The 20,788-nt window shown below is 41.0% G+C and carries 32 protein-coding genes; all 32 read right to left on the bottom strand.

The features are described from left to right. Positions 1-11: 11 nt before the first annotated feature. On the bottom strand, positions 12-506 hold the full coding sequence (gene rpsE / locus RWP09_RS01145; protein ID WP_000874202.1) for a 30S ribosomal protein S5: 495 nt from the start codon (positions 504-506) through the stop codon (positions 12-14). A 17-nt stretch (positions 507-523) separates the two neighbouring features. Next, the gene (gene rplR, locus RWP09_RS01150; RefSeq protein WP_000624044.1) at positions 524-880 is read right to left on the bottom strand and encodes a 50S ribosomal protein L18; all 357 of its coding nucleotides are present in this window, start codon (positions 878-880) and stop codon (positions 524-526) included. A gap of 83 nt (positions 881-963) precedes the next feature. Further along, positions 964-1,500: a 50S ribosomal protein L6 gene (gene rplF / locus RWP09_RS01155; protein ID WP_000086640.1), complete on the bottom strand. Its 537-nt coding sequence runs from the start codon at positions 1,498-1,500 to the stop codon at positions 964-966. Between the two features lie 187 nt (positions 1,501-1,687). Beyond that, complete coding sequence (gene rpsH / locus RWP09_RS01160) at positions 1,688-2,086, bottom strand: 30S ribosomal protein S8 (protein WP_000245504.1); 399 nt, start codon at positions 2,084-2,086, stop codon at positions 1,688-1,690. 284 nt (positions 2,087-2,370) lie between these two features. Beyond that, positions 2,371-2,556 (bottom strand): type Z 30S ribosomal protein S14, encoded by a 186-nt coding sequence (locus tag RWP09_RS01165; protein ID WP_001085697.1) that lies wholly within the window; start codon positions 2,554-2,556, stop codon positions 2,371-2,373. A gap of 17 nt (positions 2,557-2,573) precedes the next feature. Next, on the bottom strand, positions 2,574-3,116 hold the full coding sequence (rplE, locus tag RWP09_RS01170; RefSeq protein WP_000013542.1) for a 50S ribosomal protein L5: 543 nt from the start codon (positions 3,114-3,116) through the stop codon (positions 2,574-2,576). 23 nt (positions 3,117-3,139) lie between these two features. Further along, positions 3,140-3,445: a 50S ribosomal protein L24 gene (rplX, locus tag RWP09_RS01175; protein WP_000497691.1), complete on the bottom strand. Its 306-nt coding sequence runs from the start codon at positions 3,443-3,445 to the stop codon at positions 3,140-3,142. Positions 3,446-3,522: 77 nt separating this feature from the next. Continuing rightward, positions 3,523-3,891 carry a 50S ribosomal protein L14 gene (rplN, locus tag RWP09_RS01180; RefSeq protein WP_000616545.1) on the bottom strand — a complete coding sequence of 123 codons (369 nt, stop codon included), beginning with the start codon at positions 3,889-3,891 and terminating at the stop codon, positions 3,523-3,525. Positions 3,892-3,916: 25 nt separating this feature from the next. Then, a complete protein-coding gene (gene rpsQ, locus RWP09_RS01185; protein WP_000440801.1) occupies positions 3,917-4,177 on the bottom strand; it encodes a 30S ribosomal protein S17 in 261 nt (86 codons plus the stop codon). Between the two features lie 24 nt (positions 4,178-4,201). Next, positions 4,202-4,408 (bottom strand): 50S ribosomal protein L29, encoded by a 207-nt coding sequence (rpmC, locus tag RWP09_RS01190; RefSeq protein ID WP_000772918.1) that lies wholly within the window; start codon positions 4,406-4,408, stop codon positions 4,202-4,204. Between the two features lie 9 nt (positions 4,409-4,417). Beyond that, the gene (gene rplP, locus RWP09_RS01195; protein WP_000960946.1) at positions 4,418-4,831 is read right to left on the bottom strand and encodes a 50S ribosomal protein L16; all 414 of its coding nucleotides are present in this window, start codon (positions 4,829-4,831) and stop codon (positions 4,418-4,420) included. A 3-nt stretch (positions 4,832-4,834) separates the two neighbouring features. Next, entirely contained in the window at positions 4,835-5,488 is a 654-nt protein-coding gene (gene rpsC, locus RWP09_RS01200; protein WP_000529936.1) for a 30S ribosomal protein S3, read from the bottom strand. 12 nt (positions 5,489-5,500) lie between these two features. After that, positions 5,501-5,845 carry a 50S ribosomal protein L22 gene (gene rplV / locus RWP09_RS01205; protein ID WP_000818137.1) on the bottom strand — a complete coding sequence of 115 codons (345 nt, stop codon included), beginning with the start codon at positions 5,843-5,845 and terminating at the stop codon, positions 5,501-5,503. Positions 5,846-5,856: 11 nt separating this feature from the next. Further along, entirely contained in the window at positions 5,857-6,138 is a 282-nt protein-coding gene (gene rpsS, locus RWP09_RS01210) for a 30S ribosomal protein S19 (protein WP_000533766.1), read from the bottom strand. 103 nt (positions 6,139-6,241) lie between these two features. After that, on the bottom strand, positions 6,242-7,075 hold the full coding sequence (gene rplB, locus RWP09_RS01215; protein ID WP_000512911.1) for a 50S ribosomal protein L2: 834 nt from the start codon (positions 7,073-7,075) through the stop codon (positions 6,242-6,244). Positions 7,076-7,092: 17 nt separating this feature from the next. Then, a complete protein-coding gene (locus RWP09_RS01220) occupies positions 7,093-7,389 on the bottom strand; it encodes a 50S ribosomal protein L23 (RefSeq protein ID WP_001055347.1) in 297 nt (98 codons plus the stop codon). Further along, positions 7,389-8,012, bottom strand: a complete 624-nt coding sequence (gene rplD / locus RWP09_RS01225; RefSeq protein WP_000024537.1) for a 50S ribosomal protein L4 — start codon at positions 8,010-8,012, stop codon at positions 7,389-7,391. The genes RWP09_RS01220 and rplD overlap by 1 nt, the downstream gene beginning before the upstream one ends. 24 nt (positions 8,013-8,036) lie before the next feature. Further along, positions 8,037-8,663 (bottom strand): 50S ribosomal protein L3, encoded by a 627-nt coding sequence (gene rplC / locus RWP09_RS01230; protein ID WP_000160197.1) that lies wholly within the window; start codon positions 8,661-8,663, stop codon positions 8,037-8,039. Positions 8,664-8,745: 82 nt separating this feature from the next. Beyond that, positions 8,746-9,054: a 30S ribosomal protein S10 gene (rpsJ, locus tag RWP09_RS01235; protein ID WP_001284513.1), complete on the bottom strand. Its 309-nt coding sequence runs from the start codon at positions 9,052-9,054 to the stop codon at positions 8,746-8,748. Between the two features lie 252 nt (positions 9,055-9,306). Continuing rightward, positions 9,307-9,924, bottom strand: coding sequence for a phosphoribulokinase (locus RWP09_RS01240; RefSeq protein WP_314433127.1), 618 nt, complete (start codon positions 9,922-9,924; stop codon positions 9,307-9,309). Next, on the bottom strand, positions 9,921-10,511 hold the full coding sequence (nrdG, locus tag RWP09_RS01245) for an anaerobic ribonucleoside-triphosphate reductase activating protein (RefSeq protein ID WP_314433129.1): 591 nt from the start codon (positions 10,509-10,511) through the stop codon (positions 9,921-9,923). The genes RWP09_RS01240 and nrdG overlap by 4 nt, the downstream gene beginning before the upstream one ends. Continuing rightward, on the bottom strand, positions 10,504-11,010 hold the full coding sequence (locus RWP09_RS01250; RefSeq protein WP_314433131.1) for a GNAT family N-acetyltransferase: 507 nt from the start codon (positions 11,008-11,010) through the stop codon (positions 10,504-10,506). The genes nrdG and RWP09_RS01250 overlap by 8 nt, the downstream gene beginning before the upstream one ends. 37 nt (positions 11,011-11,047) lie before the next feature. After that, entirely contained in the window at positions 11,048-11,188 is a 141-nt protein-coding gene (locus RWP09_RS01255; RefSeq protein ID WP_000521632.1) for a hypothetical protein, read from the bottom strand. Between the two features lie 11 nt (positions 11,189-11,199). Next, positions 11,200-13,407, bottom strand: a complete 2,208-nt coding sequence (gene nrdD / locus RWP09_RS01260; RefSeq protein ID WP_314433133.1) for an anaerobic ribonucleoside-triphosphate reductase — start codon at positions 13,405-13,407, stop codon at positions 11,200-11,202. 119 nt (positions 13,408-13,526) lie between these two features. Next, positions 13,527-15,080, bottom strand: a complete 1,554-nt coding sequence (locus RWP09_RS01265; RefSeq protein ID WP_314433135.1) for a damage-inducible protein CinA — start codon at positions 15,078-15,080, stop codon at positions 13,527-13,529. Positions 15,081-15,334: 254 nt separating this feature from the next. Continuing rightward, positions 15,335-16,867: a cardiolipin synthase gene (cls, locus tag RWP09_RS01270; RefSeq protein ID WP_314433137.1), complete on the bottom strand. Its 1,533-nt coding sequence runs from the start codon at positions 16,865-16,867 to the stop codon at positions 15,335-15,337. A gap of 139 nt (positions 16,868-17,006) precedes the next feature. Continuing rightward, positions 17,007-17,495, bottom strand: a complete 489-nt coding sequence (locus RWP09_RS01275; protein WP_314433139.1) for an SP_0198 family lipoprotein — start codon at positions 17,493-17,495, stop codon at positions 17,007-17,009. A gap of 60 nt (positions 17,496-17,555) precedes the next feature. Further along, on the bottom strand, positions 17,556-18,806 hold the full coding sequence (locus RWP09_RS01280) for a folylpolyglutamate synthase/dihydrofolate synthase family protein (RefSeq protein ID WP_314433141.1): 1,251 nt from the start codon (positions 18,804-18,806) through the stop codon (positions 17,556-17,558). Between the two features lie 305 nt (positions 18,807-19,111). Continuing rightward, positions 19,112-19,417 carry a DUF1292 domain-containing protein gene (locus RWP09_RS01285; RefSeq protein WP_000017620.1) on the bottom strand — a complete coding sequence of 102 codons (306 nt, stop codon included), beginning with the start codon at positions 19,415-19,417 and terminating at the stop codon, positions 19,112-19,114. Positions 19,418-19,432: 15 nt separating this feature from the next. After that, positions 19,433-19,852: a Holliday junction resolvase RuvX gene (gene ruvX / locus RWP09_RS01290; protein WP_314433143.1), complete on the bottom strand. Its 420-nt coding sequence runs from the start codon at positions 19,850-19,852 to the stop codon at positions 19,433-19,435. A 3-nt stretch (positions 19,853-19,855) separates the two neighbouring features. Next, on the bottom strand, positions 19,856-20,122 hold the full coding sequence (locus RWP09_RS01295) for an IreB family regulatory phosphoprotein (RefSeq protein WP_000507059.1): 267 nt from the start codon (positions 20,120-20,122) through the stop codon (positions 19,856-19,858). An 86-nt stretch (positions 20,123-20,208) separates the two neighbouring features. After that, on the bottom strand, positions 20,209-20,778 hold the full coding sequence (locus RWP09_RS01300; RefSeq protein WP_314433145.1) for an SP0191 family lipoprotein: 570 nt from the start codon (positions 20,776-20,778) through the stop codon (positions 20,209-20,211). Positions 20,779-20,788: the final 10 nt, after the last annotated feature.

Here is a 20,788-nt window from a genome sequence, read left to right on the forward strand (position 1 = left end):
TATCCCCTTTCTTATGCCAAATCAGAAACTGAAATACCACGAAGGGCAGCAACTTCTTCAGCGCGTTTCAATTGTTTCAAACCTTCAACAGTTGCACGAACAATGTTGATTGGAGTGTTAGAACCAAGTGATTTAGATGTAATATCTGCCACACCTGCCAATTCCACAACGGCACGAACTGCACCACCAGCGGCAACTCCAGAACCTTCTACAGCAGGTTTCAACAATACTTTAGCTCCACCGAATTCTGAAAGAACTTCGTGTGGGATTGTTGTTCCAACCATAGGAACTTCGATTAAGTTTTTCTTAGCATCATCTACTGCTTTACGGATTGCTTCTGGAACTTCTTGAGCTTTACCAGTACCAAATCCTACGCGACCGTTGTGGTCACCAACAACAACAAGAGCTGCGAAACGAAGACGACGTCCACCTTTAACAACTTTTGTAACACGGTTGACAGCAACTACGCGTTCTTCTAATTCAACTGCATTGTCTTTAAATGCCATTTTCTAGTGTCCTCCTATTAGAATTTCAATCCGTTTTCACGAGCTGCATCAGCCAAAGCTTTCACACGTCCGTGATATAGATATCCACCGCGGTCGAACACCACTTCTGAAATACCTTTAGCGTTTGCACGTTCTGCAACGAGTTTACCGACAGCAACGGCTTGTTCAGTTTTAGTTCCTTTTGAAACTTCTTTGTCAAGAGTTGAAGCACTTGCGAGCGTTACACCCGCTACGTCATCAATCACTTGAGCGTAGATGCCTGTATTAGAACGGAATACGTTCAAACGTGGGCGATCAGCAGTTCCAGAGAGTTTTCCGCGAACGCGACGGTGGCGTTTTTGGCGGAGTTTGTTTTTATCTGGTTTTGAAATCACAGTTTTCACCTCTTTAGTTTTAAATCGTGTGCTATGCACAAAGTTGGAAAATAAGTTGGTAGTTGAAAATCAACCACTCAACATTATTTACCTGTTTTACCTTCTTTACGGCGAACGAATTCACCAACGTAACGGATACCTTTACCTTTATATGGTTCTGGTGAACGAAGGCTACGTACGTAAGCAGCTGTTTGACCAACTACTTCTTTTGAAATTCCGCTAACAACGATTGTTGTTGGGTTTGGAAGTTCAAAAGTAATTCCTTCTGGAGCTTCAACTTCGTCTGGATGAGATTTACCAACAGCCAAAACAAGTTTAGATCCTTGAAGTTGTGCACGGTAACCAACACCGCGCATTTCAAGTTCTTTCTTGAATCCTTCTGATACACCAACAACCATGTTGTTCAAAAGGGCACGAGTAGTTCCGTGGATAGTTTTCATTTCTTTTGAATCGTTTGGACGGTGAAGAGTTACTTCAGTACCTTCCACACGGATTTCAATATCTTTTGAGAACTCACGAGTAAGTTCTCCTTTAGGTCCTTTTACAGTTACAACGTTGTCATTGTTAGTGAGTTCAACACCAGCAGGCAACACGATAACTTTATTACCAATACGTGACATGTTTATTTTCTCCTGTTAAATTGTCAGGCCAGAACGGCCAGTTTTCACGGGGTTCAATCGATTTCTCGATTTAAAGGAACATTTAGGTTTCAATTTCAAAGTGAATCTAGGCATCGTCTCGCAGGCTTAACTTTGGGTTAGGCAAGAGAAGATAACGAAGAGTCACAAAGAAATTGGGAGCTAAATATTACCAAACGTAAGCGATAACCTCACCACCAACATTCTTTTGGCGTGCTTCTTTATCAGTAAGCAAACCTTCAGAAGTTGAAAGGATAGCAATTCCAAGTCCGTTAAGAACTTTTGGAAGGTCTTCACGTTTTTTGTAGACACGAAGTCCTGGTTTAGAAACACGTTTCAAGTTAGTGATAACTTTTTCACCGTTTGGTCCGTATTTAAGGAATACACGGATGATGCCTTGTTTGTCATCTTCGATGATTTCAACGTTTTTTACAAAACCTTCGCGTTTAAGGATTTCAGCAATCCCTTTTTTGATGTTTGATGCAGGTACTTCAAGTACTTCGTGTTTAGCTTGGTTAGCGTTACGAATACGAGTTAGGAAGTCTGCGATTGGGTCAGTCATAACCATTTTGTTTTTCTCCTCTTACTAGTAGTTTGCAAGTTGCACTTGCTAGTTAATACATGATACAAAGAGCGTAACAGCACGAGCAAAAATAGGCAATTTGATGCAGGAGCGATGCTCCAAAGCAAGTTGGTCTTTTTTGCCAAAGCTGTAGCTCGTGTTCAAATTGGAAACCCCAACTGAATCCGGGCTAAACTCTGTGTGAAAAAGATAAACTTTCCTAGAAATTTCAGTTTCTTCGTCAAGTTTCCTATTTTCACTTAGAGTTTTGACGCCCTTGATATCTTAAATTACCAAGATGCTTTTGTTACACCAGGAATTTGTCCTTTGTAAGCTAATTCACGGAAGCAAACACGGCAAAGTTTAAATTTGCGGTAAACTGAATGTGGACGACCACATTTTTCACAACGAGTATAAGCTTGAGTAGAGAACTTCGCTGGACGTTTGTTCTTAGCAATCATTGATTTTTTAGCCATTAGATTTACCTCCTATATTATTTTGCAAAAGGCATTCCAAGGCCTGTAAGCAATGCACGTGACTCTTCGTCAGTGTTAGCAGTTGTTACGATAACGATGTCAAGACCACGAGTTTTGTCAACGTCATCGAAGTTGATTTCTGGGAAGATCAATTGTTCTTTCACACCAAGTGTGTAGTTTCCGCGTCCATCAAATGATTTTGTTGGAACACCGTGGAAGTCACGTACACGTGGAAGTGAAACTGAAACCAATTTATCCAAGAATTCGTACATACGTTCACCACGAAGGGTAACTTTTGCACCGATCGCAACACCTTCACGAAGACGGAAGCCGGCGATTGATTTTTTAGCTTTAGTGATAAGTGGTTTTTGACCTGAGATAAGTGCCAATTCTTCAGCAGCTTTTTCAAGGCTTTTAGCGTTTGATACAGCTTCACCAACACCCATGTTCAAAACGATCTTATCTACTTTAGGCACAGCCATAACTGATGAGTAGTTGAATTGTTCTGTCAAAGCAGGAACTACTTCATTAAGATATTTTTCTTTTAAACGATTTGCCATTATACTTCTCCTTTCCTTCGTGATTAATCAAGCACTTCGCCTGATTTTTTGTTGTAGCGAACTTTTTTACCGTCTACAAATTTGTAACCAACACGACCAGCTACACCATTTTTGTCCAAAACTTGAACGTTTGATACGTGGATAGCTGCTTCTTTCTCGATGATACCACCTTGAGGAAGCTCGTTAGTTGGACGTTGGTGTTTCTTAACGATGTTAACACCTTCAACGATAACTTTGTTTACTTTTGGAAGGGCAGTAAGGACAACAGCTTCTGTTCCCTTATCTTTACCAGCGATTACGCGAACTTTGTCGCCTTTTTTTACAAACATTAGGTTTCTCCTTGATTTTTCTTACGCCCATAAGGGCACCCTAGCTTGAAGCTAGGGGACTAGTTTGTTTCTAAAAATTAAAGTACTTCTGGAGCAAGTGACACGATCTTCATGAAGCCACCTTCACGCAATTCACGTGCAACTGGGCCAAAGATACGTGTTCCGCGAGGAGTTTTATCTTCACGGATGATAACTGCTGCGTTTTCGTCAAATTTGATGTATGAACCATCAGCACGACGAGCACCTGATTTAGTACGAACGATAACTGCTTTAACAACGTCACCTTTTTTAACCGCACCACCAGGAGTAGCTTGTTTTACAGATGCCACGATAACATCACCGATGTTTGCAAATTTACGTCCTGAACCACCAAGAACTTTGATAGTCAAGATTTCGCGAGCACCGCTGTTGTCTGCGACTTTCAAACGAGTTTCTGTTTGAATCATTTCAGTTTTCTCCTTTCAGGTTTGATTAGATGATGACCGCTTCTTCAACAACTTCTACAAGACGGAAACGTTTTGTAGCTGAAAGCGGGCGAGTTTCCATGATACGAACGATATCACCTTCTTTGGCAACATTGTTTTCATCATGAGCTTTGTATTTTTTAGAGTAGTTAATACGTTTACCATAGACTGGGTGGTTACGTTTTGTTTCAACTACAACTGTGATTGTCTTGTCCATTTTGTCAGATACAACACGTCCAACAAGAACTTTACGATTATTGCGTTCCATTGAAATTTCTCCTTCCCTAGTCTATTATTTCGCTTCAGATTGAACTGTTTTGATACGAGCGATTTGTTTTTTAACTTCTTTCAAGCGAGCTGTTTGTTCTAATTGACCAGTAGCAGCTTGGAAACGAAGTTCAAACAATTCTTTTTTCAATTCGTTTTCGCGCTTCGCGAGTTCTTCTTGAGAAAGACCACGAAGTTCTTTAACAAATTCTTTTACTTCATTAAGTTTCATGCCTTCTCCTTATTCTGCTTCACGTTTTACGAATTTACATTTAACTGGCAATTTGTGGCTAGCAAGACGAAGCGCTTCGCGTGCAATCTCTTCAGATACACCAGCGATTTCGAACATCACTTTACCACGTTTAACTGGTGCTACCCAACCTTCAGGTGCCCCTTTACCAGATCCCATACGCACACCGATAGCTTTAGCAGTGTATGATTTGTGTGGGAAGATTTTAATCCAAACTTTACCACCACGTTTCATGTAACGAGTCATGGCGATACGAGCAGCTTCGATTTGGCGGTTAGTGATCCAGTGGCTAGTTGTAGCTTGAAGACCGTATTCACCGAATGCTACTTCTTTTCCACCTTTTGCTTCACCGCGCATTTTTCCACGGAATTCACGACGGTGTTTAACACGTTTAGGTACTAACATTGGTTATTTACCTCCTTTAGTGTTTTTGCGAGCTGGAAGAACTTCACCACGGTAGATCCATACTTTAACACCAAGTTTACCGTATGTAGTATCTGCTTCTTCCCAAGCGTAATCGATATCTGCACGAAGTGTGTGAAGTGGAACAGTTCCTTCAGAGTATCCTTCAGCACGGGCGATATCTGCACCGTTCAAACGACCTGATACTTGAGTTTTGATTCCTTTAGCTCCAGCACGCATTGCACGTTGGATTGCTTGTTTTTGTGCACGACGGAAAGCAACACGTTGCTCCAATTGACGAGCAATTCCTTCACCTACAAGGTGAGCATCCAAATCAGGTTGTTTGATTTCGATGATGTTGATGTGTACTTGTTTTCCAGTCAATTTGTTAAGTTTTGCACGGAGTGCATCAACGTTAGCACCACCTTTACCGATAACCATACCTGGCTTAGCAGTGTGAAGTGAAACGTTAACTTTGTTTACTGCGCGTTCGATTTCGATAGTTGAAACTGCTGCGTCAGCAAGTTCTTTTTGAACGAATTTACGGATTGCAAGATCTTCATGAAGGTAATCCGCGTATTCTTTTTCAGCATACCATTTGGCATCCCAATCACGGATGATGCCGACACGCATACCAATTGGATGTACTTTTTGACCCACGATTTTACCTCCTTATTTTTCTGCAACAGCTACAGTGATGTGAGCTGTACGTTTGTTGATTGGTGAAGCTGAACCTTTCGCACGTGGACGGAAACGTTTCATAGTTGGTCCTTCGTTTGCGAACGCTTCAGATACTACCAAGTTAGCTTTATCCAAACCAAAGTTGTTTTCAGCGTTAGCTACAGCTGAGTTCAAAACTTTCAAGATGATTTCAGCAGCTTTGTTTGGAGTGAATGTCAAGATTGCGATTGCATCGGCTACGCTTTTACCACGGATGTTATCAAGAACAAGACGTGATTTACGAGGTGAAACACGTACTGTACGAGCCATTGCTTTAGCTGAAGTAATTTCTGCCATTTATGTTCTCCTTATTTTCTACGTGTTTTCTTGTCGTCTGCAGCGTGACCTTTGTAAGTACGAGTTGGTGCAAATTCACCAAGTTTGTGACCTACCATGTCTTCTTGGATGTAAACAGGTACGTGTTTACGTCCGTCATAAACTGCAATAGTGTAACCAATGAAACTTGGGAAGATCGTTGAACGACGTGACCAAGTTTTAATAACTTTTTTCTTTTCGTCGTTAGCTTGAGCTTCAACTTTTTTCATCAAATGCTCATCGACGAAAGGTCCTTTTTTAAGACTGCGTCCCATTTTTATATTTTCTCCTTTAAATGTTATACCACAGCGGCTTGCGCTCCTATGGAGCGCTACCGAGCTGGCGGATTTACTAGTCGCTTAAGCGACTAGTTTAATATTATTTCTCGTTGCGACGACGAACGATAAGTTTGTCAGATTTCGCTTTCTTGTTACGAGTTTTAAGACCAAGAGCAGGTTTGCCCCATGGAGTAGATGGTGCTTTACGACCAACTGGTGCTTTACCTTCACCACCACCGTGTGGGTGATCGTTAGGGTTCATTACAGAACCACGAACTGTTGGGCGGATACCTTTCCAACGGCTACGTCCTGCTTTACCAAGGTTTACAAGTCCATGTTGTTCGTTTCCGACAACACCAACTGTAGCACGGCAAGTTCCAAGAATCATACGAACTTCACCTGATTGAAGACGAACAAGAACGTATTTACCTTCAGAACCCAATACTTGAGCAGATGCTCCAGCAGCACGTACCAATTCACCACCACGACCTGGTTTTAACTCGATGTTGTGGATCAAAGTACCAACTGGGATGTTAGCAAGTGGAAGAGCGTTTCCGACTTTGATATCTGCTTCTGGACCTGAAACGATACGTTGACCTACTTCAAGACCTTTTGGAGCGATGATGTATGCTTTCACACCGTCAGTGTAGTGTACAAGAGCGATGTTTGCAGAACGGTTTGGATCGTACTCGATTGTTTTAACAACTGCTTCAACGTTGTCTTTGTTACGTTTGAAGTCAACCAAACGGTAGAAACGTTTGTGTCCACCACCTTGGTGACGAACTGTGATACGACCGTTGTTGTTACGACCAGCCTTGCTCTTCAATGCAACAAGCAATGATTTTTCAGGAGTGCTTGTTGTGATTTCAGCGAAATCCAAAGAAGTCATATTACGGCGACCGTTTGTTGTTGGTTTATAAACACGAATTCCCACGATATTTCCTCCTTAGATTATTCAGCTTCAGCAGCAAACAACTCGATTGCTTTTGAATCAGCTGTAAGTGTGATGATAGCTTTTTTAGTTTTGTTAGTAAAACCAGTGTAACGTCCAACACGTTTAGCTTTTGGTTTTACGTTGATTGTGTTAACATTTGCAACTTTAACACCTTCGAAAGCAGCTTCAACAGCTTGCTTGATCAAAAGTTTGTGTGCACGAGTGTCAACTTCAAATACATATTTTCCTGCTTCAAGTTGAGCCATTGAGCTTTCAGTGATGACAGGTTTTTTGATAACATCATACAAATTCATTATGCAAGAACCTCCTCGATTTTAGAGATAGCTGCTTGTGTGACAAGAAGTTTGTCGCTATTTGCGATGTCAAGAACACTTGCAGTTGTAGCAGTTGCAACTTTCACGTTTGGAAGGTTACGAGCTGAAAGAGCTGCGAATTCATTTCCTTCTTCAAGGATAACAAGAACTTTAGAATCGATGCTCAATGCTGCAAGAACTTTTGCAAATTCAGCAGTTTTTGGAGCTGTAAATGAAAGAGCGTCTACAGCTACGAATTTGTTTTCAGCAACTTTTTCAGAGTAAACTGATTTAAGAGCTAGGCGACGAACTTTTTGTGGAAGTTTGTAGCCATATGAACGTGGAGTTGGTCCGAAGACAACACCACCACCACGCCATTGTGGTGAGCGGATAGAACCTTGACGAGCACGTCCAGTTCCTTTTTGACGCCATGGTTTGCGTCCACCACCTGATACTGCAGAGCGGTTTTTAACAGCGTGTGTTCCTTGACGAAGACTTGCGCGTTGGCTGATGATTACATCAAACACAACTGATTCATTTGGTTCGATACCAAATACTGCATCGTTAAGAACAACTTGGCCAGCTTCTTTACCAGTTTGGTCAAATAATGTTACGTTTGCCATTGTGACTGATTTCCCCTTTCTTTATTATTTACCAGCTTTAACTGCTGATTTGATAGTGATAAGAGATTTCTTAGCACCTGGTACGTTACCTTTGATAAGGATAACGTTCTTTTCTGGAACAACTTGTACAACTTCAAGGTTTTGAATTGTTACGCGGTCGCCACCCATACGTCCTGCAAGGTTTTTTCCTTTGAATACGCGGTTAGGTGCAACAGGTCCCATAGAACCTGGACGACGGTGGTAACGAGAACCGTGAGCCATTGGTCCACGTGATTGTCCGTGGCGTTTGATAACACCTTGGAAACCTTTACCTTTAGAAGTACCAGTTACGTCAACAACGTCTCCAGCTGCGAATGTTTCAACTGTAATTTCAGCACCAACTTCCAAGCCTTCAACGTTTTTGAATTCACGAATGAAGCGCTTAGGAGCCGTGTTAGCTTTCGCTACATGTCCTTTAGCAGGTTTGTTGCTCAATACTTCGCGTTTGTCATCGAAACCAACTTGGATAGCGTTGTATCCGTCTGTTTCAACAGTTTTAACTTGAAGAACAACGTTTGGAGTTGCTTCAATAACTGTTACAGGGATCAATTCGCCAGCTTCAGTGAAGATTTGAGTCATTCCCACTTTTTTCCCTAAGATTCCTTTTGTCATGAGAAAATAGTTCCTTTTCTATATTTTTTATTCAAAAAGTTTTTAACGAGCGTTTTTTATGCTCAAGGTATCAAGCTTTAGATTAAAGTTTGATTTCTACGTTTACACCACTTGGAAGATCCAATTTCATCAAAGCATCAACTGTTTTTTGAGTTGGGTTAACGATATCGATCAAACGTTTGTGTGTACGCATTTCAAATTGTTCGCGAGAGTCTTTATATTTGTGAGTCGCACGAATGATTGTGTAGAGGCTACGTTCAGTTGGAAGTGGGATTGGACCCGCAACTTGTGCACCTGTACGAGTAGCTGATTCTACGATTTTTGCAGCCGCTGTGTCAAGCGTACGGTGTTCGTAAGCTTTCAAACGGATACGGATTTTTTTGTTTGCCATCTTTTTCTCCTTTTCGTCTATTTAAGATAATAGGCTAGCTCCACAAGAAAACCGACGCGATGTTGCGTGGCAATGCAACCGAGCGTGTCGCAACCTCTTGCATCAAAGCTAAGGCTGTAATTTACAGCACCATAATAGAATAACACAAAGCCCCTGCGATTGCAAGGGATTTGTTAGTTTTTTTCGTTTTTTTGCTATGAAACTGTTTCCCTATTTTTTCTTTCTAAAATTAGGGATTTTCTTCTATACAAGTCAAGTCCTCTTTACCTCAAATTTATCTTCTGATTGGTCCACTAAAATATCCGCCTTAGACTCAGTTTCTTTATAGTATCGCAGATACTGCTCCCGTCTCATCTGATGGCTAGCCAATATAAAGGATGCATCGCGATTTCTCACAGTAGTATCTCGAGCTAGGCGCCGCTTTAATTCGGTCTCCTCATCCGTGTAAAAACAGATGGTTTTGTCAAAGAGTTCCTTAGGTAAAAAGCCTACAGACATCCCTTCGACAATCAGAATTGATTTGGCTCCTGACAAGACCTCACTAGCCTTCCAAGACTCTTCAATTGTCAAGACATCCATACCCGCCTGCAAGGCTAAGATATCTCTCTGTAAACTCGCCAATTCATGTGCCACTGGCAGACAAGCTGTCACCTTTTGATCTATCGCTTGCTTTGGTACTACCAGATGGCGTTCTGAGGTAATATAGGGATCTGTTTCTAACAAATTCACTGTAGTAGAATCTAAAGCTTGGTACAATTCCTGTGCAAAGGTTGATTTACCCGAAGCCCCTTGACCGTATATGCCCAGTGTCCTGATTTTTCCCTTTTCTATTTCTGAGACAAGCTGGTCTATTAAGTCTTTTCTCCTCATTCTCTCTTCACCTGTTCATAGCTTTGTTTTCCGTCATTGAGTTTGTCCCAAATCACTACTTGCCCACTTTTGAGGGATTTTTGTACATCGATAATTCGTTGATTGGACGAACCTCGAAACTGGAGCATGAGATTTCTCTTAGTTCGATCATACCGTCCATCGACAAGAATGTCAATTAGCGATAAGAGTTCCAATTTATCTGGTGTCTCCAGCATCATTTCTTCCCAAGTGTAGCCCGTCCAGGACCAGATGTCTTTGTCTGGCAATTCCTTTCGAATGCGCTTAACAAGGGGCAAGAGAATACCCGTATTGAGAAAAGGTTCTCCTCCCAGCAAGGTCAAGCCCTGAACATAAGGTTGAGCAAGATCTGCCATGATCTGTCCTTCTAATTCTGCTGTATAGGGAATGCCAGCATTAAAAGACCAAGTCGCAACATTATAACATCCCTCGCAATGAAACATGCAACCTGATACATAGAGAGAGTTGCGCACTCCTTCTCCATCTACAAAGTTAAGGGCCTTGTAGTCGATGATACGCCCTTGACTGAGCTCCTCGCTTTTCCATTCTTGTGGTTTAGGATTATTCATTCGCCACCTCTATCCAATAACGCTCGACTCCATTACGATCATCCTCAAATATTCCACCATTTGCTAGAATGACTGCTCTGCTAGCAGGATTATTCACGCTACAGGTCACAAGAACCTTCTTGATGTTCTTTTCTTTAGCAACTTGTAAGCCCTGACGGAGAGTTTCTTTCGCATAACCTTTGCCTCTTTCTGACGGACGAATGGAGTAGCCAATGTGCCCAGCATAATTCAGTAAACCCTCATTCAGTCTCAATCGCAGATTCAAAAAACCTAGAGCATGACCTACATTATCAAATGATACAAATTGAATAGAAGGAACACGATTTTCAGGCAAGTTTATTCCCATCTCTTTTTGCATATTTGTTTCCAACCATTCTTCATACACAAAGTTCTCTGTATCCCAGAATCCTCCATCATGGGCTGATTGGCTATTTTCAAACTCTGCCATCATCTCTAAAACTGTTGCTTTATCTGCTAATCTTGGTCTGCGTAGTTCCATTTTCACCTCCCACTAAGAGAAAAGCGAGAGAAATCCCTCACTTTTTCTTATTCTTATTTAAAAATTGTTCTCTGAGGTTGAGCAAGCGTTCTTTTTTGCTCACTCCACCTTTCGAATGCTTTTCATGATAGCGGGTCACTTGTGCACGCCCCTTATCATCTAATTGATATTTTCCCATTTCAGTTCTTTCTAATTTGTTACTTGATGACCAGCTATTTTAATCGTTGAGCCATTCATGTGTTTGACACGCGCTGCGATTTCCTTGTGACGCCCATTGACCATCGGTCTCGCTTGAGGATTACCTAAATAGCCACAAGTCCGTTTAACAACATCTACTGTTTTAGGGTCGCTATTGCCACAGTTTGGACAAGCAAATCCTCTCTCAGTTGGTTCAAAATCCCCTTCAAAATCACACTTGTAGCAACGGTCAATTGGAGTATTGGTCCCCAAATAACCCACACGGTCATAAGCGTAGTCCCAGACAGCTTCCAGAGCCTTAGGATTTTGCTGAAGGACTGGATACTCACAATAATGGATGAAACCACCTGACGCACCTGCTTCTGGATAGACTTTCTCAAAGTCTAATTTTTCAAACGGTGTTGGATTTTTACGAACATCGTAGTGGAAAGAATTGGTGTAGTATTCCTTGTCTGTGATATCAGGAATAAAGCCGAATTTCTCTGTATCTAGTCGGCAGAAACGGTCTGTCAAACTTTCAGACGGTGTTGAGTAGATAGAGAAATGATAGCCATATTGGTCTGACCACTCTTCTACACGGCGTTTCATATCGCGAATGATGTCTAGCGTGAATTCCTTAGCATCTGGATTGTGTTCCCAACTATTTCCAAAGAAGACAGTAGCTACTTCATACAAACCGATATAGCCTAGTGAAACTGTCGCACGACGATTCTTAAAGAGCTGGTCAACACTTTCTTCTTTACCTAGACGATGGCCAAAAGCACCGTATTGATACAGGATAGGAGCATTTGCTGGTGTTGCTTCCTTGGTTCGTTCGACACGATAAACCAGAGCATCTTCAGCGATATTCATCCGCTCGTTGAAGATTTCCCAGAACTTGTTCATGTCACCATCAGACTCGAGAGCGATACGAGGTAGGTTAACCGTCACAACACCTAGATTCATGCGACCTGAATTGACCTCGACACCATTTTCATCCTTCCATCCTTGGAGGAACGAACGGCAACCCATAGGCACCTTAAAGGAACCTGTCAAATCAACAATTTTATCGTAAGACAAGACGTCTGGGTACATCCGCTTGGTTGCACACTCAAGAGCCAACTGCTTGATGTCGTAGTTGGGAGTCCCTTCTTCCAAGTTAAGACCTCTTTTAAGCGTAAAGATGAGTTTTGGGAAGATAGCTGTACGGTGTTCTGAACCAAGCCCATTGATACGAATGTTTAAAATTGCCTTTTGAATTTCACGCTCAAAACGATTGGTTCCCAGACCAAAACCTAGCGAAGTAAAAGGTGTTTGCCCATTTGAAGTGAAGAGAGTGTTGATTTCATACTCAAGAGATTGCATGGCATCATAGATGTCCTTTTGCGTTTTCTTCCAGGCATAATCTTCCCGTTTGTCATGTAAGACCCATTCTTCCGCATCTTTGAGGTGTTTTTGGTAATTCTTCTCTGCGTAAGGAGACAAGACCTCATCGATACGGTCAGCTGAACAGCCCCCATACTGGCTAGAAGCAACGTTGGCGATGATTTGCGAAATCTGAGCTGTTGCCGTCTGAATAGACTTGGGACTTTCTACCTCTGCATTTCCAATCTTAAAACCATTTTCCAACATACCTTTAAAGTCAATCAAACAGCAGTTGGTCATAGGAGTATAGGGGCTGTAGTCCAAATCATGATAGTGGATATCCCCTTTTTGGTGGGCATTGGCTACGTGCTTAGGAAGCATTTGCAGTCCGATTGATTTCCCAACAATCCCTGCTGTCAAATCACGCTGGGTATTAAAGACATCGCTGTCTTTATTAGCATTTTCATTGACAACGGCCTGGTCTTTGTTGAGAAGTTTATGGATACTAAAGTTGATATCCGTCGCTTTTGAACGCTCAAAATCCCTCTGTGTCCGATAAGTAATATACTCCTCAGCTAGCGCATATTCTTTGGCTTCAAGCAGTTCATGTTCTACAATATTTTGAATTTCGTAAATCTTAACCCCCTTTGGAAAGCGACTATGAATTTCTGTGACAATTCGCTCGGTCAGAGCATTGAGGCGTCTTTCAACCAAGGGTGTCACATCCATAACCTTGTCAGCCGCCTTGTGGAGAGCCTTGTCAATCTTGTCCACATCAAATACAACACGTCTCCCATCTCGTTTCTCGACGAAGAGAGTTGGCAAAATTGTAATTTTTTCTTCTAGTGCAATCATATGCATGCTCTTTTCTAAAATGTTCTTTCTAAAAAGTATTATACCACTCTAAAAAGAAAAATCAATATCTTGTGTTAAAAATCCTAAAATTTTTAAAAATACATAAGATATTGATTTTGTTATTTAATTTTATAGACTTTAAACTCTGAGTAATCAGTCTTTACTTGTTGGTAATTTTCTTTCAAGAGTGTCTCCGCCTCAGACCAGAGAGCCACCTTGTCGTTTACCACAATCACCTTAGGTTGGTTTTCTTTCAAGTCATTGATTAAACTAGTTTTATTCTCTTCTGTACTCGTGTAAAGAAGAGGTGATGGGAACATGGATCCAGCCAAACGCTGGCTTTCTTTATACATCTGAACATGTGAATCCCAAATATAGATTTGGTCACCATCACTCGACTCTTGTTTGACTCTATCTACCACTTGATGTTGTTCTCTATAAGAAGCTGGATGCAAGACAAAACGAGCTACAAAAGGAATTGCAATCAGATAAACCACCACTAGGATCGGTAAGTAGAGATTCCCTTTCATGAATTTTTTCCATAGAGTAGGAACTTCCTCTCTTCTCCGACGACGAGATCCCCTAGTTGAATTCTTCCCACGAATACTGGTCATCAAAAGAAGGAGTAAAGACGGAAGGATTAGAATCAAACGCGAACCGTGAAGAGGTTCTTGAGAAAAAAGCAACAAGGCTAATACAAATAAGAAAGCAAAACTAGCTGGTACTGAAATAACATATAATCTTGATGCCTTTGATTGGAACAAACCTAGAAAAACAAGGAAGAGAGCTCCTAAACCAAAGGTCAACAAACCATAGAATACAACATTATCCATTAGTTGAGGATTGGTAAAGACCTGAAGGGAATCAATCGGATATAAAAGACTTCCTAGAGCTTCTCCAAAACCACCTGAAGCAAGAACATAATATCCTACTGGGTAAAAGATGAGAGAAAAGCCAAGTGCTGTCGCAAAAAATTGATAAATTCCATGTATAAAGCGTCCATGTCCAACATTAAAGACAAATAAACCTATCATTACTACTACAGTAAAGAGAAGGCTTGTAAGGGGCTCTATGAAAAATGATAGAGCTAAGAAAATCCCCAGACGTAGAAATCCCTTGTCATGGTTAGGATTTGATAGATAACGCGCTACTAAAGAAAAGCCTGCAAACAGGAATGGCAGAGCTAAAATCGTAGCATATCCTCCTCCAAAACCGAGACCGGATACCAAAATATAAAATATGGTTAGGAGTTGTTTGGCTTGATCCCTTTGACCCGTCAGATAGTCAGTTGCAGAAAAAAGGAAATAACCCCCTCCTAAGAAAGCTAACCATTCTACTAAGGCAAAAAGAATGCCTCCTTGGGTAATGTAAAGTAGTAAATAATAAAGAAGACCTTGACCAGCATAATAACTACTGTAGAGCTGTCCTCCCTGATGCAAAGCCCACCCAATATACAAATCCTGCGCCTGAGAAGGACTTACCATATCTAAAAGTAAAGGAAGCACCACAGAAAAAATTGTCGCAATCGTACTTCCAATGATGAGTCTGAAAAACGGAAAAGCTACCTGCTCTTCTTTTTCTACATGAGATTCAAGGTTCCTATCCAATCTATTTTCAATTTCATTACTCTGTATCGTTTCGGATACTTCTTCGATTCTGCCATATACAGCCATGTCGTTTCTCCTATTCAATTTGTCTGTCCTAGTATATCAAAAAGACCTAGAATTGTCAGCTTGCGATGGCTGTTTGAGCGATTTTTTGCATAGTTTCACAAAGGTTTCAATTTCTCGAAATCGGTGTAAATGTGTCTGTTTAAATGTCGTAATATAGTTCAATTCTTTCTGAGTCAGCATCGTTCCCCCTATATCTTCTTATTCGTAAAAGGCAAGAAAAATAGGACTGGCTTGTGTCCTGAGTCCTAGATTTCTTATAAGATAGGGGCAAATAACTGGGCAATTTCCTTAATCAATTTTTGATACCAGCTATTTTTTATCGTATGAGCAAAAATTTCTTGCGATACTGAAAAAATCTCCTCAAAATCTTTTTGAATCTCTGTGATTGATGCCGCTTTATATAGCAAAACTGCATTTTCATAGTGGTGAAGCAAACTTCTGTAATCTAAGTTAATGGTTCCAACTGCAGCAAAGTCCTTATCTACTAAGATTTGTTTACTGTGAATGAAGCCTGGACTATACTCAAAAATTCTTACTCCTGCCGATAACAAATCCGAATAGGCCCCTCTTGTAATCAGTTGGATTAATTTTTTATCTGGAATGAAAGGTGTTACAACGCGGACATCAACACCCCTCATAGCCGCATTTTTAATACTCTCTGTCAAGTCGTAGTCAATAATCAAATAGGGTGTTGTGATATAGACTGAATCAGTAGCCTGATTAATCAAACTTTGATAAACTTTTTTCCCTACCTGAGTACGGAAGATGGGCTTGGGTCCACTACCGTAAGGAATGCAGAGTCCTTGGCTAGAACAAGGATGGTTTTCCAAGTGATACTGGTCAAAATCACTGATTTCCCCACGATTGATGTACCAAGTCATCAAAAAGAGACGGGTTAGAGCCTTGACACCAGGACCATCTATGCGAATCCCACTGTCCTTCCAGTAGCCAAAGCGTTCTACATGATTGATGTACTCATCGGCTAAGTTAATCCCTCCTGTATAAGCTACCTGACCATCTATGACAAGGATTTTACGATGATCCCGGTTATTATAAGCTACCGTCAAACGAGGAATCACCTTGTTAAACTTATGGGCTTCAATTCCTCGACTACGAAGATGAATAGTATAGTCTCCAGGCAAAGTCGCCATACAGCCAATATCATCATAGAGCATCTTGACCTCTACACCCTGAACTGCCTTTTGCTCTAGTATATCTAGTATGCTATTCCACATCAAACCTTCTTCGACAATATAATACTCTAGAAAGATAAACTTTTCAGCTTTCTTGAGATCTTCCAGCATATGTTGCCACATGCTTTCACCTGAAGAAAAGAATTGTGAATCGGTTCGATCATAGACATCGGCATTGCTATCCATACTTAGCAAAGATTTGATAACTCCGTAAGCCGCCTTATCATCTCCCTTCAATTTCTGGCGGAGAGCTTTACTGTTATCCTCCCGAAAATGCATGGAACCAAGTCTGTTCAACTGCTTGATTTCTTTTTTAGACAATCGTCTTTCACCAAACATTAGATAGAGCAAAGGACCAATAACAGGAACAAAAGTCACCACTAGCCACATTACTTTGCTTTCAGGCGTCATGGAACGATTGACAATTGCGACAATAGTTGCCATACTCATAATGATTAAGAGAATCACCCAAAGAATAGGAGCCATCCGCCCTAAATAAAGAAAGAGGCCAAAAACAAGAGAAAGCTCAAGTAGCATAATCAAAAGGCTAAAGCCATACTTGGACATTAATAATTGAAATTTCCTATATTTCATATCCCCTCCTTGATAGTTTGAATGCTAAAAACAGGTAATTGATACTAGTATAACTCAGGTATTCGACAGAAGGCAAGTATTTATGATTATTTTTCTGAGTAATCATAAAAGAGACCGAAAAATCCAGTCTCCTTCTAGTCTATTTTGATAAAACGATGCGATCAGACGCTTCTCTATCCATATCGTCGATAATCATCTGATTGCCATTGATTGCATAAATCTTGACATCATCCCCAATAATCATGCGTTGATTAGCAGCATCGAAGCTAACCTGATTGATTTCTTGATCTCCGTCAGTTTCTATCTGTGTCCATGTACCAGTTGTTCCAGTTACCACTAAAGTGATACAGTCTCCTTCATCCTGACCAGTATAAGTTCCATCAATATTAGTTGGTTGAGCTGTAACTGTATTTTGTGAAGAACTTGTTGCTGCCTGGTTGCTATTTTCTGTAGAAGATGAAGCAGCAGGTTGTGATTGCTGAGTTTGTTGAGTTTGCGATTGAGCTGCTGGTTGTTGAACCTGTTGAGTTCTCTGTGAACAAGCTACTAAGAGACTAAGACTTGCTAGAGAAGAAAGAGAAAGTGTGAATGTTTTTAATTTCGTGATGAATTTCCTTTCTTCTACCAATTTAGAGCAATTTTCTTCTAACTGGCAGTTCCCCTAGTATAACAAGTTCAAAAAAGGAGGTCAATTTATCTGCTCATGCTCCTGTAGGTGACTCCGTACTTCTGAGATAAAATAGAGAGACCCTGTAACGAACAGCAAGTCCTGAGCTTCTGCCCTTGTTTCAAAATTGCTAATAAATTCTCGATAAGAAGGAATTACATGGTAACCGGTCACATCTGTCTCATCCAAAGAACCTTGATAGTCAAAGCCGGTCACCTTGAGTTCCACCTGAGGCAATTTTTCAGTCAGATAAGCCAACATCCCTTGATAATCCTTCCGTTTCAAGGCTCCAAATAGGATTTGAGGACGATATCCTTCCTGCTCTTTTTCTTTAATAAATTCAACCAAGCGAGTCAAGGCAGGGAGGTTATGAGCACCGTCCAAGTAAATCTGAGGATGAATACGCTCCAAACGCCCAGCCCAATGGGTCTGCTCCAATGCCTGTCTTACAGCCCTCTCATTAACAACTTCCGTTTCTTCCCTCATAAAGAGAAGAAACGTTTGTAGCGCCAAGGCCGCATTCTCCTGCTGATAAGCTCCTTCTAAACCTATTTTCAGCTGCGAAATATTTAGTAAAGAACTTGAAAAATCCCCATTCAGCATTGAAAAATCCTGACCTGCCTGATAAAGGTCAACAGCTAAAGAGTCTGCTTTTTTCTGACAAACAAGCCTAGCTTCTGAAGGCAACTTCGCAATCACTGCCTTCTTACCAGCCTTAAAAATACCAGTTTTCTGCTCTGCAATTGCTGCTATACTGTCACCCAGAGTCTCCTGATGGTCAAGTCCGATGGAGGTGATGACAGCAATCTCTCCAGTTACCACATTGGTTGTGTCAAGTAAGCCACCAATTCCCACTTCTAGTAGAACCAAATCCACCTCTTGCTCTCTAAAATAAAGAAAAGCAATCAAGGTCAGCAATTCGAAAAAGGACAACTGGTCATGGGTTCGCAAAAGCGTCTTTTCCATCTCCTTGACCTGCTCAGCCAAACGGATAAAGTCTGAGTCTGCTATAGGTTGTCCATTAATGCAGATTCGGTCATTGATGGAGACGATATGAGGGGAGGTAAAGGTCGCAACTTTTTTGCCATGCCCCATAAATAACTCCCTCATAAAAGCAATGGTAGAACCTTTCCCATTAGTCCCAGTGACGTGGATAATAGGGTAAGACATCTCGGGATTTCCTAACAAATCCACCGCTTCTTGCATTCGGTCCAAGCCTGATCGAAAATTCAAACCAATCCGACTATGAAGCCATTCTTCTACTTCAAACATATACATCTCCTTAATTACAGGTTCAATCAACTGCCTCAATAAAGTCTCATAACTAACAAAAACGAGGCCAGGATTTTCGTCCCGACCTCTTACCTGGTTAGCTAATAACTAGCTACTATGAAGTTAACGTAGGGTAAAACATCCCCCGGACTTACCAGCTCTTTCTTATTTCAAAGAGCTGGGCTAAAAACATCCACTGGATATGCCTGCGTTTCTATTTTCTAGCTCAGGGCTAAAAACGTCCACTGGATGTTCCAACTCTTCCAATTTCTAGGAGTTGGGGTAAAAATGTTCACTGAACATTTTTACTCCTCCATAAAACTATTGAAGACTTCTTCAATCATGTTCCATTCGTCTTCTGAGTCTTCTGGGATTGGTTGCAATTCGCCTTCTGTTCCATCTTCGTTTTCGATGAATGAGTAAGCTTGAATTTCAACTTGTCCGTCTTCGTCTTCTTCTGCATTAACTGGTACTAGGAGAACATAGTTTTTACCAAATTCTTCTTTTCCGTCAATGGTCAAAAGGATTTCAAACAAGGTTTCATTTCCTTGCTCATCTACTAGTGTGATTAGTTCACGTTCTTCGTGGTCGTGGTTATGATCGTGTGACATAGCCTCTCCTTTATATTAAAATTTTCTATCTAAATAATTTTGTAAAATCAGCTGAGCTGCTAACTTATCAATGACTTTCTTGCGTTTATTGCGACTGATATCTGCTTGTTCAATCAACATGCGCTCCGCGGCAACTGTTGTCAAGCGTTCATCTTGATAGTCTACTGGTAAACCAAAAAGCTCTTCTAGCTTTGCTCCGTATGCCTGACTAGCTTCCACGCGCGGTCCGCTTGTATTGTTCATGTTTTTAGGCAAGCCCACTACAAATCGTTCCACCTTGTAAGTACCAACCAACTCCTTAACGCGGTCAAGACCAAATTGGCCTTGTTCCTCATTGATTTGGATGATTTCAAGTCCTTGAGCTGTAAAACCGAGCGGATCGCTGATGGCCACCCCTACCGTTTTTGAACCGACGTCCAATCCCATAATTCTCATAGGTTACAGATCGACTCCTTGTCCTTTAAGGTAGTAGCGGACCAATTCCTCAACGATTTCATCACGCTCATACTTACGGATTTGATTTCGTGCATTATTATAGCGAGGAACGTAGGCAGGGTCTCCACTCAATACGTAACCTACGATTTGGTTAATTGGGTTGTAGCCCTTATCGTTCAACGAAGCATAAACATCAGTCAGAGTCTCGCTAATTTCTTTTTTATTGGAATCATCCAATTTAAAACGTACTGTTTCTTCAGTAAATCCCATTCTAACACCCTCTTTCCTTAGAATAGTACCATTATAGCATAATTCCTTACGCTCTACAATTCAGGCAGTCTATTTATTTGGATTTTCTACTGTTCTGTCGCGCCATTTGCCAGTCTGTCTGCTACATATTGACTCGGTTCATTTTTCAAAAGATTTTCCAAGCCAATATTCTTTAGATATTCAACCTGTGAAGCTTTTTTGATATCTAAAACCTGAAAATCATAAGTAGTTGTTGTTTGAATTTCTGTTTCACTTAGTATCTTCGTCTCAAGTGTAAAACCTGGCAACTTTCGTGCTTCCTGAATCGAGGTATCTTTACCTTCAGCCTCAATGAGGGCTTTTTGAGTAGCCTCTACACCATGCTCAGTTACAAAAGTCTTCAATTCATCGGTAACTGGTCTTTTCTGAATAATAGTCAAACTTAAAAATTGTTTTCCTTTATATGTGACCGTTTGAATCTGCTGACTACCGTCTGTTGACTTCGGTAGCATAAATGTTTTTGTAACTACTGTATTCTTCTCAGCATTCTCTAGGACAGGTAAGGTTGACTGTAATGTCTCAGATTCACTACTAGAGGACGCAGTTGTCGCTTTTTTTTGCCCACATCCAGCAAGCAAGAAAAGTAGTGCAAAACTTGTAATCAGTATTTTTTTCATAATTCCTCAC

It is taken from the genome of uncultured Streptococcus sp. (genome assembly GCF_963521255.1).
Lineage (GTDB): Bacteria > Bacillota > Bacilli > Lactobacillales > Streptococcaceae > Streptococcus.

Coding starts and splice junctions, on each gene's coding strand:
- rpsE (WP_000874202.1), bottom strand. CDS start 506: ATGGCATTTAAAGACAATGCAGTTGAATTAGAAGAACGCGTAGTTGCT.
- rplF (WP_000086640.1), bottom strand. CDS start 1,500: ATGTCACGTATTGGTAATAAAGTTATCGTGTTGCCTGCTGGTGTTGAA.
- rpsH (WP_000245504.1), bottom strand. CDS start 2,086: ATGGTTATGACTGACCCAATCGCAGACTTCCTAACTCGTATTCGTAAC.
- RWP09_RS01165 (WP_001085697.1), bottom strand. CDS start 2,556: ATGGCTAAAAAATCAATGATTGCTAAGAACAAACGTCCAGCGAAGTTC.
- rplE (WP_000013542.1), bottom strand. CDS start 3,116: ATGGCAAATCGTTTAAAAGAAAAATATCTTAATGAAGTAGTTCCTGCT.
- rplX (WP_000497691.1), bottom strand. CDS start 3,445: ATGTTTGTAAAAAAAGGCGACAAAGTTCGCGTAATCGCTGGTAAAGAT.
- rplN (WP_000616545.1), bottom strand. CDS start 3,891: ATGATTCAAACAGAAACTCGTTTGAAAGTCGCAGACAACAGCGGTGCT.
- rpsQ (WP_000440801.1), bottom strand. CDS start 4,177: ATGGAACGCAATAATCGTAAAGTTCTTGTTGGACGTGTTGTATCTGAC.
- rpmC (WP_000772918.1), bottom strand. CDS start 4,408: ATGAAACTTAATGAAGTAAAAGAATTTGTTAAAGAACTTCGTGGTCTT.
- rplP (WP_000960946.1), bottom strand. CDS start 4,831: ATGTTAGTACCTAAACGTGTTAAACACCGTCGTGAATTCCGTGGAAAA.
- rplV (WP_000818137.1), bottom strand. CDS start 5,845: ATGGCAGAAATTACTTCAGCTAAAGCAATGGCTCGTACAGTACGTGTT.
- rpsS (WP_000533766.1), bottom strand. CDS start 6,138: ATGGGACGCAGTCTTAAAAAAGGACCTTTCGTCGATGAGCATTTGATG.
- RWP09_RS01220 (WP_001055347.1), bottom strand. CDS start 7,389: ATGAATTTGTATGATGTTATCAAAAAACCTGTCATCACTGAAAGCTCA.
- rplD (WP_000024537.1), bottom strand. CDS start 8,012: ATGGCAAACGTAACATTATTTGACCAAACTGGTAAAGAAGCTGGCCAA.
- rplC (WP_000160197.1), bottom strand. CDS start 8,663: ATGACAAAAGGAATCTTAGGGAAAAAAGTGGGAATGACTCAAATCTTC.
- rpsJ (WP_001284513.1), bottom strand. CDS start 9,054: ATGGCAAACAAAAAAATCCGTATCCGTTTGAAAGCTTACGAACACCGT.
- RWP09_RS01240 (WP_314433127.1), bottom strand. CDS start 9,924: ATGAGGAGAAAAGACTTAATAGACCAGCTTGTCTCAGAAATAGAAAAG.
- nrdG (WP_314433129.1), bottom strand. CDS start 10,511: ATGAATAATCCTAAACCACAAGAATGGAAAAGCGAGGAGCTCAGTCAA.
- RWP09_RS01250 (WP_314433131.1), bottom strand. CDS start 11,010: ATGGAACTACGCAGACCAAGATTAGCAGATAAAGCAACAGTTTTAGAG.
- RWP09_RS01255 (WP_000521632.1), bottom strand. CDS start 11,188: ATGGGAAAATATCAATTAGATGATAAGGGGCGTGCACAAGTGACCCGC.
- nrdD (WP_314433133.1), bottom strand. CDS start 13,407: ATGATTGCACTAGAAGAAAAAATTACAATTTTGCCAACTCTCTTCGTC.
- RWP09_RS01265 (WP_314433135.1), bottom strand. CDS start 15,080: ATGGCTGTATATGGCAGAATCGAAGAAGTATCCGAAACGATACAGAGT.
- cls (WP_314433137.1), bottom strand. CDS start 16,867: ATGAAATATAGGAAATTTCAATTATTAATGTCCAAGTATGGCTTTAGC.
- RWP09_RS01280 (WP_314433141.1), bottom strand. CDS start 18,806: ATGTTTGAAGTAGAAGAATGGCTTCATAGTCGGATTGGTTTGAATTTT.
- RWP09_RS01285 (WP_000017620.1), bottom strand. CDS start 19,417: ATGTCACACGATCATAACCACGACCACGAAGAACGTGAACTAATCACA.
- ruvX (WP_314433143.1), bottom strand. CDS start 19,852: ATGAGAATTATGGGATTGGACGTCGGTTCAAAAACGGTAGGGGTGGCC.
- RWP09_RS01295 (WP_000507059.1), bottom strand. CDS start 20,122: ATGGGATTTACTGAAGAAACAGTACGTTTTAAATTGGATGATTCCAAT.
- RWP09_RS01300 (WP_314433145.1), bottom strand. CDS start 20,778: ATGAAAAAAATACTGATTACAAGTTTTGCACTACTTTTCTTGCTTGCT.